The following is a 12,655-nucleotide window of genomic DNA, read 5'->3' as shown; positions in this document are numbered from 1 at the left end:
TGCCCTCGTCAAAAGTCTTTGCAAAGCCGCAGCGCGTCGTAGATCGCGCCGTGGATGTTGTGCATCGAGATGCAGTCGCCGACTCTGAACAGCAGAAAGCGCCCGTTGCCGAGTTCTTCGGACAAGCACGGCTGCGCTTGCGCCGCGAAGAGCGTGTGCACGTCCACCTGGCCGCGATTGAGCGATTCGGGCTTGAGCTTCCAGTACAGCGCGTCGTTGGGCGTGCTGCCGTTCTCGATCACCACCTGATCGACCGCGCGCTCTTCCTGTTCTTCCGTGTACTCGTTGCGCAGCACGGCGATCTTCTTGCCGTCTTCCTCGTACACCTTGTCGAGCCAGTAGTTCGGCGTATGGATGACCCCTTGCGCATACAGACGGCGATAGAAGATGGGGAACGTGGTGCCGCCCACGTCATCGGCCACTTTCACATCGGGCGTCACGATCTCGACGTTTCCACCGCGCGATGCGATGAAGTCCGCCACGCCCGCGCCCGCATGCGTGCTCACGCCGTCGTAGACGAGCACGTTCTTGCCCGGCTCGACCTTGCCCGAGAGAATGTCCCACGCGCTCACGGCGAGCCCTTGCTCGACGCCCCACGCAGGCACCTGATCCGTGAACGACGATCCGCCCGTCGCGAGCACGACGATATCGGGCTTCTCCGCCATGATGGCCTTGTCGTCGGCCGCGACACCCAAGCGCCGGTCCACGCCGAGCCGCTTCGTTTCCATGTCGAACCAGCGCACGATGCCCGCCATCTGCTCGCGCTGCGGCGCCTTCGCGGCAAGCATGATCTGACCGCCGACGTAATCGTTCTTCTCGAAGAGCACGACGTCATGCCCGCGCGATTTCGCCACGCGCGCCGCCTCCAGTCCCGCAGGCCCCGCGCCGACGACCACCACCTTGCGCTTCGGTCCACGCGACTTTTCGATGACATGCGGCATGGTCGATTCACGCGATGTCGCCGCGTTCTGCACGCACAGCACGTCGAGGCCGTTGTACTGGCGGTCGATGCAATAGTTAGCGCCGACGCATTGCTTGATCTCGTCCTCGCGGCCATCGCGAATCTTGATGACCATATGCGGGTCCGCAATCTGCGCGCGCGTCATGCCGACGAGATCGACCATGCCGTTCGCGAGCAGACGCTCGGCCTGCCCTGCATCGCGAATACTCTGCGCATGCATGATGGGCAGCTTCACCACCGACTTGATGCCCGCGGCCAGATGCACGAACGGCTCGGGCGGGAGCGCCATCGGCGGCATGCAGTTGGCGAGCGTGTTGTGCGTATCCGCGCCCGAGCCGATCACGCCGATGTAATCGATAAGGCCCGTCTCCGACATGGCCTGCGCGATCTCCTTGAGGTTCTCGTGCGACAGGCCGTCTTCATGAAACTCGTCGCCGCACATGCGCAGGCCCACGCAGAAGTCCGCGCCGACCGCTTCGCGCACGGCCTTCAGCACTTCCACGCCGAAACGCAGTCGGTTTTCGAGCGAGCCGCCCCATTCGTCCGTGCGAAAGTTGGTGCGCGGGCTCCAGAACTGATCGATCAGATGCTGGTGCGCCGCCGAGATTTCGATGCCGTCCATGCCCGCATCTTTCACGCGCTTCGCAGCGGCCGCGAAGTCTTCGATGATGCGGCGAATCTCTTCCACTTCGATGATCTTCGCGTTACCGCGATGCACCGGCTCGCGCACGCCCGAGGGCGTCATCAGATGCGGCCAGTTCTCGCCATGCCATGCCGAGCGGCGGCCCATGTGCGTGGCCTGGATCATGATCTTCGCGCCGTGGCGGTGCATGGCTTCGGCAAGACGCGAGAGCGGATCGATGATCTTGTCGGTCGACAGGTTCACCGACTTCCACCAGCCTTGCGGGCTGTCGATCGACACCGGGCTCGAGCCGCCGCACACGGCGAGCCCCACGCCACCCTTCGCTTTTTCCTCGTAATAGCGGATATAGCGATCGCCGGGCAGGCCGCCCGGTTCGGCATAAACCTCCGCGTGCGCCGTGCTGACGATGCGGTTACGCAGAGTCAGCTTGTTCAGCGTGAGCGGCTTGAAAAGGTTCGGGTAACGCATGGCGGACGACCTCGGATTGAAGCTACGCGTGGAGTTGCAACGGCGACACTTCGAACACGCAATGCTCGTGGCCTTCGGCCGCGCATTGCGTTTCGATGGATCGCGAGCGCGGGCCCTTCTTCGCGCTGTCTGATACCGTGTCGTTGACCCAGTCCATCGCGCCGGCGAACCAGCCCGCGAACATGTAGCAGAGCTTGCCCTGCTTGCCGGGCTGCGCGAGCACGAACGACGAGTGCCGCAAGTGGATGCGCGCCATCGCGCTTTGCGGGTCCGATTCGACGATATCGAAGAGACCCCAGCCGCGCTGCGACAGGCGCTTCAGGTAATGCTCGAACACGTCCATGCCGGCGATGCCGTGCTTCGCGGCTTCCTTGTCGCACCAGTGATACGCGGACTTGTAGCCGGCCTTGTAGAGAATCTCGGCATACGTCTCGCGTCCCAGTGCTTCTTCCACGGCCACATGGTTGTTCGTGAAGAAGTGACGCGGCACGTAAAGCATCGGCAGCGCGTCGGTGGTCCAGACGCCCGTTTGCGCGTCGACGTCGATAGGCAGTTGCGGTTGCATCTCAGATTCCTGTTCTTGTGTCGTTGCGTTCACACGTTCCAGACTTCGCCGAATACGCGCAGCCAGTTCTCGCCCATCACCTTCTTGATGCGCGATTCGCTCCAGCCCGCGCGCTCCATCGCCGCCGTCAGGTTGGGGAACTCGCCGATCGTTCGGATTCCTTCCGGATTGACGACCTTGCCGAAGTTCGTAAGCTGGCGATAACGGCCCTTGTCGTGCGTGATCCAGTCGAAGAACTCGGTGCTGTAGCCTTGCGTGAAGTCCGTGCCGATACCCACGCGGTCTTCGCCGATGAGATCGACCACGTATTCGATGGCCTCCAGATAGTCCTCGACGGTCGCGTCCGGGCCGCGCTTCAAAAACGGCGCGAACATCGTCACGCCGACGAAGCCGTTGGCGTCCGCGATTTCCTTCAGTTGCTCATCCGTCTTGTTGCGCGGATGTTCCTTGAGACCCGACGGGCAGCAATGCGAATACGTGACGGGCTTCTTCGAGCAGGCGATCGCATCCGATGACGTCTTCGCGCCCACGTGCGAGAGATCGACCATGATGCCGACGCGATTCATTTCCTGAATCACTTCGCGGCCATAGCCGGACAGACCGCCATCGGCTTCATAACAGCCGGTGCCGACGAGGTTCTGCGTGTTGTAGCAGAGCTGCACCACGTTCACGCCGAGTTCCTTGAACACTTCGATATAGCCGAGGTTGTCCTCGAACGCATACGAGTTCTGGAAGCCGAAGATGATGCCCGTCTTGTTCTCTTTCTTCGCGCGCAGGATGTCGTCGGTCGTGCGCACGAGCGTGAGGATCTCGCTGTAATCGCGGATCTGCTGCTTCATTTCCGCGATGTTGTCCACGGTCTTCTGAAAGTCTTCCCACACGGACACGGTGCAGTTCACCGCCGTGACGCCGCCCTTGCGCATGTCCTCGAACACGGAGCGCTCGAACTTCGAGATGTTGAGGCCGTCGATGATGATGCTGTTATCGTGCAGAGTGCTCATCGCTTGTTGCTCCGTGTGTGCTCAGTAGATGGGGAAGCGTTCGCACAGCGCGAAGATTTCGCGGCGCACGCGTTGTTCGGTTTGCGGATCGCCCTCGGGATGCGCGCGCAGCGAGTCGAAGACTTCGAGAATCAGGCGGCCGATATCGCGGAACTCGTTCACGCCGAAGCCGCGCGTCGTGCCGGCCGGCGTGCCGAGGCGAACCCCTGACGTGACGGTGGGCTTCTCCGCATCGAACGGAATGCCGTTCTTGTTGCAGGTGATGCCCGCGCGTTCCAGCGCCTGCTCGACCTGGTTGCCTTTCAGGTTCTTCGGACGCAGATCGACGAGCAGCAGATGGTTGTCGGTGCCGCCCGTTACCAGATCGACGCCGCCTGCCTTGAGCACTTCGCCGAGTGCTTGCGCGTTGGCGAGTACGTTGTCGATATAGCTCTTGAAATCGGGCTGAAGCGCCTCGCCGAAGGCCACCGCCTTGCCTGCGATCACATGCATCAGCGGACCGCCTTGCAGCCCCGGAAACACGGCGGAATTGATCTTCTTGGCGATGTCTTCGTCATTGGTCAGCACGAAGCCGCCGCGCGGACCACGCAGCGTCTTGTGCGTGGTGGACGTCACGACATGCGCGTGCTCCACAGGATTGTCATGACGCCCAGCCGCGATGATGCCTGCGATATGCGCCATATCGACCATCAGCTTCGCGCCTGCGTTGTCCGCAATCGCGCGCAGCCGCTTGAAGTCCAGCTTGCGCGGATAAGCCGAGAAGCCCGCGATGATGAGCGAAGGCTTGTGCTGCTGCGCCAGTTCCTCGATCTGCTCGTAATCGATGAGCAGGGTGTCGCGACTCACGCCGTACTGCACCGCGTTGAACCACTTGCCCGAGAGCGCCGGCTTCGCGCCATGCGTGAGATGGCCGCCTGCATCGAGCGACATACCGAGCACGGTGTCGCCCGGCTTCGCCAGCGCGAGCATCACCGCGCCATTGGCCTGCGCGCCCGAATGCGGCTGCACGTTCGCGAACTTCGCGCCGAAGAGTTGCTTGATGCGATCGATCGCGAGCGCCTCGACTTCATCGACGAACTCGCAGCCGCCGTAATAGCGCTTGCCCGGATAGCCTTCCGCATACTTATTCGTCAGAACGGAGCCTTGCGCTTCCAGCACGGCGCGCGACACGATGTTTTCCGACGCGATCAATTCCACCTGCGATTGCTGGCGCTCCAGCTCTTTCAGTATCGCGCTGCGCACCGAGGCATCGCGGGCCGCGAGCGGCGCTTCGAAGAAGGGATTCGAGTTCGACATGGGCTTGAGTCCGGGTCAGAAAGAACGGTCGTTGGATGAAGCTCGCGTCGCGTGTTTCAGGCCGCTCGTGTCTTCATCGTTGCGTCTATTCTTGACCCTCGCCTTGCTGGTCAATTTATGAATTCAGACGTGTTCTTGGCCTTTTCCGACATGCGCGTCCTTTTTCGACAAGTGGCGAAAAGGCTTTGGGTGTAGGGCGCTTTACTCGCGCGCGCTGCACTGCGGAGGAACGATCGTGCGCTTAATGAGTGCTTTGAAACGGGCGTTCGCGCCGCGTTAGTGCGTGCTTTGACGCGTGAATCGCCGATGCATGAAGCCGCTCAGGGTTTAGCCTGATGGCATGCTAGTTGCACTCGAAATCAAAATGCAGAAGTGTCAAACAATGACAGAAGCAACAAGCGCCGCGAATGACGGCGTCGAACATCAGATTCCAAGGAATCAACTCCCCCATGTCCTCCGATCGCACGGCGTCGCTGTCGCACTTCGCCTTCATGCCGCTTCCCAACTTCACGATGATGGCGTTCACCAACGCCATCGAAGTGCTGCGCATGGCGAACTATCTGACGGGACAGCCGCTGTATCGATGGTCCATCGTGAGTCCCACGGGCGGACCGGTCACGGCGAGCAATGGGCTTTCCGTCGATACGGGACCCGTGGAATGCGTGGGCCAGCCGGATATCGTGTTCGTGGTCGGCGGCATCGACGTGCAGCGTTCGACTGCGCTCGAGCATCTCTCGGCGTTGCGCCGCTTCGCGCGCACGGGCTGCGTGCTCGGCAGTCTGTGCACCGGCACGTATGCGCTCGCGCGTGCCGGTTTATTGGCGGGCTATGCCTGCGCGATTCACTGGGAGAACATGTCGGCGCTTAAAGAAGAGTTTCCGGACACGCGCTTCCTGAAGGAACTCTTCGTGATCGACCGCGATCGCGTGACGTGTACCGGCGGCGTCGCGCCGCTCGACATGATGCTGAATCTGATCGCCTCGCGCGTCGGCACTGCGCGCGTCACGCAGATCGCCGAGCAGTTCATCGTCGAACACGTGCGGGACACGAGCGCCCAGCAGCGCATGCCGCTGGTCGCGCGGCTCGGATCGGCGAACAAGTCCTTGTTCGAAGTGATCTCGTTGATGGAGAACAACATCGAAGAACCGTTGTCGCGCGAAGAACTCGCGCGGCTTGCCGGCATGTCGCAACGGCAATTGCAGCGGCTCTTCCGCGAGCATCTCGGCATGACGCCGACGCATTACTATCTGACGCTGCGTTTGCGACGCGCGCGCGAGCTGCTGTTGCAGACGGATATGTCGATCATGCACATCACGATGGCGTGCGGATTTCAGTCCGCATGCCACTTTTCGAAGAGTTATCGCGATGCATTCGGCACTGCGCCCACGCGCGAGAGAAGGAAGCAGGTGCCGCCTTTGAGTGCAGTGCCGGTGATGGTGGCTTAAGTTTGTTCGGCGGTACACGGAAATGCGCCCCTTCTTCAAGGGGCGCATTGTTTTTGTTTAGGCCGCTTTGAGCATGCCGTGCGGATCGAGCACGAACTTGCGCGGCGCGCCGCCATCGAATTGACGATAACCGTCAGGCGCCTGATCGAGCGATACCACCGAGACGTTCACGATATCCGCAATCGGCAAACGATCCCACAGAATCGCTTGCATCAAGTTGCGGTTGTATTTCATCACCGGCGTTTGCCCCGTGTGGAACGAATGCGACTTCGCCCAGCCGAGGCCGAAGCGGATACTGAGGCTGCCCTTCTTCGCGGCGGCGTCGGCGGCGCCGGGATCGTCGGTGACGTAGAGGCCCGGAATGCCGATCGCGCCCGCTGCCTTCGTGATTTCCATCAGCGAGTTGAGGACCGTTGCCGGCGCTTCGGCGTTGTGCTCGCTGCCATGACCGTGCGCTTCGAAGCCGACGCAATCGACGGCGCTATCCACTTCCGGCTTGCCGAGAATCTGTTCGATCTGTTGCGCGAGCGTCGCGTCTTTCGATAGATCCACCGTCTCGAAGCCCATCTTGCGCGCGTGCGCGAGACGCTCTTCGTTCATGTCGCCGACGATGGTGCAGGCCGCGCCCAATAGACGCGCCGATGCCGCCGCCGCCATGCCGACCGGTCCCGCGCCCGCGACATACACGGTCGCGCCGGGCTTCACGCCCGCCATGACGGCGCCGTGATAGCCGGTCGGGAGAATGTCGGAGAGACAGGTGAGGTCGCGAATCTTCGACATCGCCTGCGCCTTGTCGGGGAACTTAAGCAGGTTGAAGTCGGCGTACGGGACCATCACGTACTCGGCTTGTCCGCCGATCCAGCCGCCCATGTCCACATAGCCGTATGCCCCGCCCGCGCGCGACGGGTTCACGTTGAGGCACACGCCCGTGTGCTGCGCCTTGCAGGTGGGACAGCGTCCGCACGCGACGTTGAACGGCACGGACACGAGATCGCCGATGGCGAGCGTTTCGACGTCGCGGCCGATCTCGATGACTTCGCCTGTGATCTCGTGCCCCAGCACGAGACCGATGGGCGCGGTGGTGCGGCCGCGGACCATGTGCTGGTCCGACCCGCAGATATTGGTGCTGACGACTTTGAGAATGACGCCGTGGCCGATGTCGCGGCCACGCGGATCGACCATTCTCGGATAGTCGATGGACTGGACTTCGACCTTGCCCTGACCGAGATATACGACGCCGCGATTCGTGCTCATGTGACTCGTCTCCTTGGATTCGTGGACGGCGGGCGCGAGCTCGTTCTGTGCGATGCTCGCGGCCGTGCGGGAAGAGTACGCTCGGCCGCGAAAATCACTTGCGTCGAATGCGACGTGGGTTTGGTTGGGAGCGACAGGGGGTCAGTTCTCCGCCGAAGCCCAGACCTTCGCGCCTTCATCGTGCTCGGCTTCCGAGACGAGCTTTTCCAGCGCCACGCCTCGCGTCTCCACGCCCAATACCCAGACCGCCGATGCCGCCACCACGAAGCACAACGCCCCGAGCGAGAACACGCCGCCCTGCCCGAACACCGGCAACACGACGCCCACGACATACGGCCCGATCAACGATCCGACACGCCCGATCGCCGACGCGAAGCCCGATCCGGTGGCACGCGCGCCCGTTCCGTACAACTCAGGCGTGTAGGTGTAGAGCGCGGCCCACATCGCGAAGAGAAAGAACTGCATCGCAAGTCCGGCGCAGATCAGCAACGTGGGCGTCTCGGCGTGCAGCGCGGTTTGTCCGTAGAGGTAGGCCATCACGCCACTGCCGACAAGCGATGCGATGCACGTCGGCTTCCGTCCCCACCGCTCGACGAGCCACGCCGCGCACAAGAAGCCGGGCACGCCGCCGAGCGAGATCAGCACCGTGTAGAGCACGGACTTGGTGACCGCGAAACCCGCTTGCTGCATCAGCGCGCCGAGCCATGACGTCAGCCCATAGAAGCCGAGCAGCGCGAAGAACCACAACATCCACACCATGATCGTCCGACGCCTGTACGCCGCGCTCCAAATCTCACGAAATGCGCCGACGCCTTTCGCGACCGGCGGCTCGGCGAGCATCGAGGGCGGCGGCAACTGGCGCAAGCCGGTCGCCTTCATCACCTTCGCTTCGACATTCGCGAGCACGCTGTCCGCGTCCGCGGTGCGCCCGCGATGTTCGAGCCAGCGCGGTGACTCGGGCACCACGCGCCGCACGATCAGCACGAACACAGCGGGAATGGCGAGCAACGCGAACTCGGTACGCCAGCCGAAGTGCGGCAACACGAAGTACGACACCACGCCGGATGCGATGAACCCGAGCGGCCAGAAGCCATCCATTAGGGCAATCACTCTGCCGCGCGATGCGGTCGGCACGAACTCGGACAACAGCGTCTGCGCGATCGGGAATTCCATTCCCATGCCGATGCCGAGCAGCACGCGATAGAAGATCAGCGATTCGACGGAATGCGCCGTCGAACAGAGATACGACGCGACGCCCCAGAGCACCATGCTCCACTGGAACACGGGACGTCGGCCGAAGCGATCGGCGAGCAGGCCCGCGACGGCCGCGCCCAGCACCATGCCGAAGAAACTCGCGCTCGCGACGAGGCCGGCCGTCGCCGTCGACAGGCCGAACTCGGTTTTGATCGAGCCGAGCACGAAGGTCATGGTGCCAAGGTCGACGGAATCGAAGAAGAAAGCCACCGCGATGATGATGAAGATGGTGCGGTGATAGCTCGAGAACGGCAGGCGTTCGAGCCGCGCCGCGGCGCTCGCGCGGGGCTGTGTGGCGGTGGACATTTTTTGGTTCCTCTCGATGCGGTTTGTGGCCGCTTTGGTTCGTTGCAGGCCTTTTCAGTAGACGCCGACATAAAGCCGCGACATAGAAGGAATGCGTCATGGGGGTGGAATGGGGGCGTCATGGGGGGACGGGCTGGCTGGGGGTACGGGGGCAGCCGGCTCGATTAGGTCGTGATTTGGTCGGCGAACGGGGTTTCTCCGCGTAGCTGGAGGAAGCGGCTACAGCGGCGGCGGCATGATCGGCTCGATGGGCCTATCTCCGCGTGCGCGGAGGAACCGCGATCGCCGTCGAGCGCGCCTATCAGCGCTGGCGCATATCTCAGCGTACGCGGAGGAACCACATGCCGATGACCGGCCGTTTGTCAAGAATGGGGCCTATCTCCGCTTGCGCGGAGGAACCGCAGCGATTGACGAAGCGCAGCGTGGCCTCGTGGGCCCATCTCCGCGTACGCGGAGGAACCGGCTACGCCGAGCGGGCCATCGAGTATCCGCATGGCGTATCTCCGCGTGCGCGGAGGAACCGGCGGGTCGCTCGCGGGCATGACGCTCGCGCAGGGCCTATCTCCGCGTGCGCGGAGGAACTCCTAGCGGCGCGAGGTTTTCATCGATCCACCGCGGCCTATCTCCGCGTACGCGGAGGAACCCAACTCGCCGGCATGTTGCCGCGCGATCCTCAGGGCCTATCTCCGCGTACGCGGAGGAACCCGCGTTGATCTTGCGGATCGTGGCCTTCTCCAGGGCCTATCTCCGCCTACGCGGAGGAACCGGGGCTACGCGTCGCGCCTGTCCGCGGGCATAGGGCCTATCTCCGCCTACGCGGAGGAACCGCAGGACGAGATGTACAACCTCCGACTGATCAGGGCCTATCTCCGCCTACGCGGAGGAACCCGCTGGTACTGGCCCAGCCAGATGTGCGCGTACGGCCTATCTCCGCCTACGCGGAGGAACCTCGGCCATGTATTGCGAGTCTTGCATTTGACGGGGCCTATCTCCGGCTACGCGGAGGAACCTCTCTCTCATAACTCGATGATCGGAAAGGCAAAACGCCCAACCCCATCCGCCAAAGAATCTAGATTTTTAGAGAACAAATGTCAGCTCGCCTACCGCGCTTCTCGCCTCACCAGATACATCCCAACCATATAGGACTCGCTTTTTGGCGCGCAGCAAATTCGGCGTGAGAAGCCTCTACAGGATCAATTTCGTGGCCGCTTACCGATCGGATTTGCTTCTGTTGTCGATCGCGGCCCAATCCATCGTGTTTGCTGTCCGGAATTGGAAACGCGGTCGAAGTTCGGGAAACCGTGAACCAAGGTTGAGCATGACTAACCCGCCCAGTTCGTGCAATGCTTGATCTGTTATCGGCGCAATGCTGTCGTCTCCGCGTAGCGGAATGTTCAGAGCGGAGCCGCGCGCAACCTCTCGACTGATGCACTGCTGCACTTCTGCTTGATCCACCATGCAAACCTGGACTTGCTGCGATTGCTCATTGAAAAAGACGATGCTTACGCGTGCGGGTTTGGTCATCAAAAACTTCGACATGTTTGGCAATTGGAAAACGCTTTTCCTTTGCAGACTGCATAAGCACGATTGTCTTGGTCATCGCCCTGACGAATGCGCACCGGTCAAGCTCATGTTCTGTAAGCCGTGAAGCACTAGCTTTCGTCAAACTACTCGCCGGCCGAGGTACGGTATAGCAGCGCAACTGACAGAACAGTAGGGCGACTTCCGATGCATACGGGAGATCTCCGCGAGCGCCGGAGCAACCGGCAGATATTCGATCCCGGTCAATTAGCACCCGCAGTCGTCTTTCGGTTTCGTCAGCCCTGCATCAATTTCGCCCTATTCCATCGTGCCTGGAGTATCAAACCGGAACCGGCACCGAAGTTCGGGGTGTGCGATGCCTTGACTCAGCACCGCAACTCCAATGTGTTGTCGTCATCTGCACCGAGCGGCAGGTTCATGGCCAGCCCACGCGATAATCGTCGGTCGATCACGCTCTGCACTTCAGTCAGGGGCACGGTGCATAGCTGCAGTTGATGGCTCTTTGCGTTGTAGAAAACGATCGTAGCGCGTGGTAGTTTGGACATCACGGTTCTTTGTCGTCTTCCACGTCGTTGCGTGGCGCTCTTGTTTCAGTTCGGGCTGACCTAACGCCAGAAGGCTGGCCATGCGACGCCAAGTGCTTTCATCGCCAGCGGGCTGTCGCTACAAGCCCAATTGTTGAAGCGACAAACCGTACTCAGTTTCCGCCGTCTCGATCTTTTTCAGGCCCAGCATCCCAATGCATCGGCTCCTTGAGAGTGAGACGCAGGCGCGCTCGCAGTTCGGGATGGTTCTGTGCTTGACTAAGAATGGCCATGTAACCGATCTGACGTGCGTGTTCATCCGTCACAGGTTCCGTGCTGAAATCTTCTCTGTCAGTGGGAATATTGAATACAAAGCCGGCGCGATCGATGGCCGACTGCACGCGATCGCGGAATGTGCCGCATAGTCGAAGTTGCTGGGTGTCCTCGTCATAAAACACGACCGTTGCGTAAAGACGTTTAGTCATCAATATCCTCGACAGGCTTGATATCTTTCGAACGCACGCTCTTTGCAGAGCGCAAGCGTGCGCAGATCTTGGAAGGTGGCGCGAGCAGCCTCGCACATCGTCAGATTCATCTCATACTCGCCAAAGCAGTCCGCCTCATCGGCCTCGCTCACGCCTCTCGCTGCTAGGTTAAGCACATCGCCCAGCGAAGTATCCTCAGAATACTCGAATGGCGAAGCGTCACTGAGCGGTGTGCGGTCATCGCCGAAGGTCATCGCCTGCGAACTGGCGTCATCAGATTCGAGATCGTCGGTGGCCGCCCGTGCGACCGTCATCATGATTCCAGCGAACTGCGAGCCGCCCTCTGTCAGCGGCGTAGCGATGCGCCCGTCTGGCAGCACGTCACCCGGCATTGACCGGAAGATCGCAGGTCCGTCTTCAGCCGGAAGCCTCTGCCATGACCGGACGACGCGCCCGAGCGCGCTGTCTGGTCTTTCTGGCGCAGCTTTGCGATAAAGCTGCGAAGGCGTTACCGTCGCATAAGAGGGACGCGGTGGCGGCTCTGCTCGACCGCCCGAGTCTGCTTGTCGCGACTCCCGTGGGGACGAGACGGCCACAATGTCGCCGCTTGCCACCCCGTCCTTCAGCCGACGCAAGACGTCCGAAGGATGGGTGTCTGACGACAAGTATCCGCCGCTCGTATGCCTGCCTAGGAACCTGCGCAGGCTGTCCGAACCGTCTACCGATAGGTGAAGTGTTTGTGCTGATTCGATCGCTCGGCGCGCCTCGAAGTCTCCGCGTTTGGTCGATTCGTTGCGGGAATACAAGGTGACGTCAACAAAGCCAACCGATAACCGACAAGCCATGATGTGCTTCTCTGCCTGCTTCTTTTCATTAGGAACGCAGAATATCGACTTGGAGCGTTTATGTGC

Annotated in this window: 10 protein-coding genes; 1 reads left to right on the top strand and 9 read right to left on the bottom strand. The window is 61.6% G+C overall.

What is annotated here, in order from left to right:
* Positions 1-8 precede the first annotated feature (8 nt).
* From LDZ24_RS14270 to LDZ24_RS14255, 4 genes are read right to left on the bottom strand one after another with little or no spacing between them, the layout of a single operon-like run.
* Positions 9-2,072 carry an NADH:flavin oxidoreductase gene (locus LDZ24_RS14270; protein ID WP_248322893.1) on the bottom strand — a complete coding sequence of 688 codons (2,064 nt, stop codon included), beginning with the start codon at positions 2,070-2,072 and terminating at the stop codon, positions 9-11.
* A gap of 22 nt (positions 2,073-2,094) precedes the next feature.
* The gene (locus LDZ24_RS14265; protein WP_175940849.1) at positions 2,095-2,637 is read right to left on the bottom strand and encodes a DUF5943 domain-containing protein; all 543 of its coding nucleotides are present in this window, start codon (positions 2,635-2,637) and stop codon (positions 2,095-2,097) included.
* Positions 2,638-2,666: 29 nt separating this feature from the next.
* Positions 2,667-3,638, bottom strand: a complete 972-nt coding sequence (locus tag LDZ24_RS14260) for a dipeptidase (protein WP_206469039.1) — start codon at positions 3,636-3,638, stop codon at positions 2,667-2,669.
* A gap of 21 nt (positions 3,639-3,659) precedes the next feature.
* On the bottom strand, positions 3,660-4,934 hold the full coding sequence (locus tag LDZ24_RS14255) for a serine hydroxymethyltransferase (protein WP_248322892.1): 1,275 nt from the start codon (positions 4,932-4,934) through the stop codon (positions 3,660-3,662).
* Positions 4,935-5,383: 449 nt separating this feature from the next.
* Between LDZ24_RS14255 and LDZ24_RS14250 the strand changes: the two genes are divergently transcribed.
* Positions 5,384-6,379 carry a GlxA family transcriptional regulator gene (locus LDZ24_RS14250; RefSeq protein ID WP_175940846.1) on the top strand — a complete coding sequence of 332 codons (996 nt, stop codon included), beginning with the start codon at positions 5,384-5,386 and terminating at the stop codon, positions 6,377-6,379.
* Positions 6,380-6,436: 57 nt separating this feature from the next.
* Here the strand turns inward: LDZ24_RS14250 and fdhA are convergent, their stop codons facing one another.
* The 5 genes from fdhA to LDZ24_RS14225 form a co-directional block, all read right to left on the bottom strand.
* On the bottom strand, positions 6,437-7,633 hold the full coding sequence (gene fdhA, locus LDZ24_RS14245) for a formaldehyde dehydrogenase, glutathione-independent (RefSeq protein ID WP_206469037.1): 1,197 nt from the start codon (positions 7,631-7,633) through the stop codon (positions 6,437-6,439).
* 141 nt (positions 7,634-7,774) lie between these two features.
* The gene (locus LDZ24_RS14240) at positions 7,775-9,193 is read right to left on the bottom strand and encodes an MFS transporter (RefSeq protein ID WP_248322891.1); all 1,419 of its coding nucleotides are present in this window, start codon (positions 9,191-9,193) and stop codon (positions 7,775-7,777) included.
* A gap of 1,209 nt (positions 9,194-10,402) precedes the next feature.
* The gene (locus LDZ24_RS14235) at positions 10,403-10,717 is read right to left on the bottom strand and encodes a hypothetical protein (protein ID WP_248322889.1); all 315 of its coding nucleotides are present in this window, start codon (positions 10,715-10,717) and stop codon (positions 10,403-10,405) included.
* Positions 10,718-11,432: 715 nt separating this feature from the next.
* Positions 11,433-11,744: a hypothetical protein gene (locus tag LDZ24_RS14230; RefSeq protein WP_248322888.1), complete on the bottom strand. Its 312-nt coding sequence runs from the start codon at positions 11,742-11,744 to the stop codon at positions 11,433-11,435.
* On the bottom strand, positions 11,744-12,136 hold the full coding sequence (locus LDZ24_RS14225; protein WP_248322887.1) for a hypothetical protein: 393 nt from the start codon (positions 12,134-12,136) through the stop codon (positions 11,744-11,746). The genes LDZ24_RS14230 and LDZ24_RS14225 overlap by 1 nt, the downstream gene beginning before the upstream one ends.
* Between the last annotated feature and the right edge of the window lie 519 nt (positions 12,137-12,655).

The sequence above is a fragment of the Caballeronia sp. Sq4a genome (genome assembly GCF_023170545.1).
In the GTDB taxonomy this organism is placed as follows: Bacteria; Pseudomonadota; Gammaproteobacteria; order Burkholderiales; family Burkholderiaceae; genus Caballeronia.
This window is presented reverse-complemented; position numbering and strand designations above follow the sequence as displayed.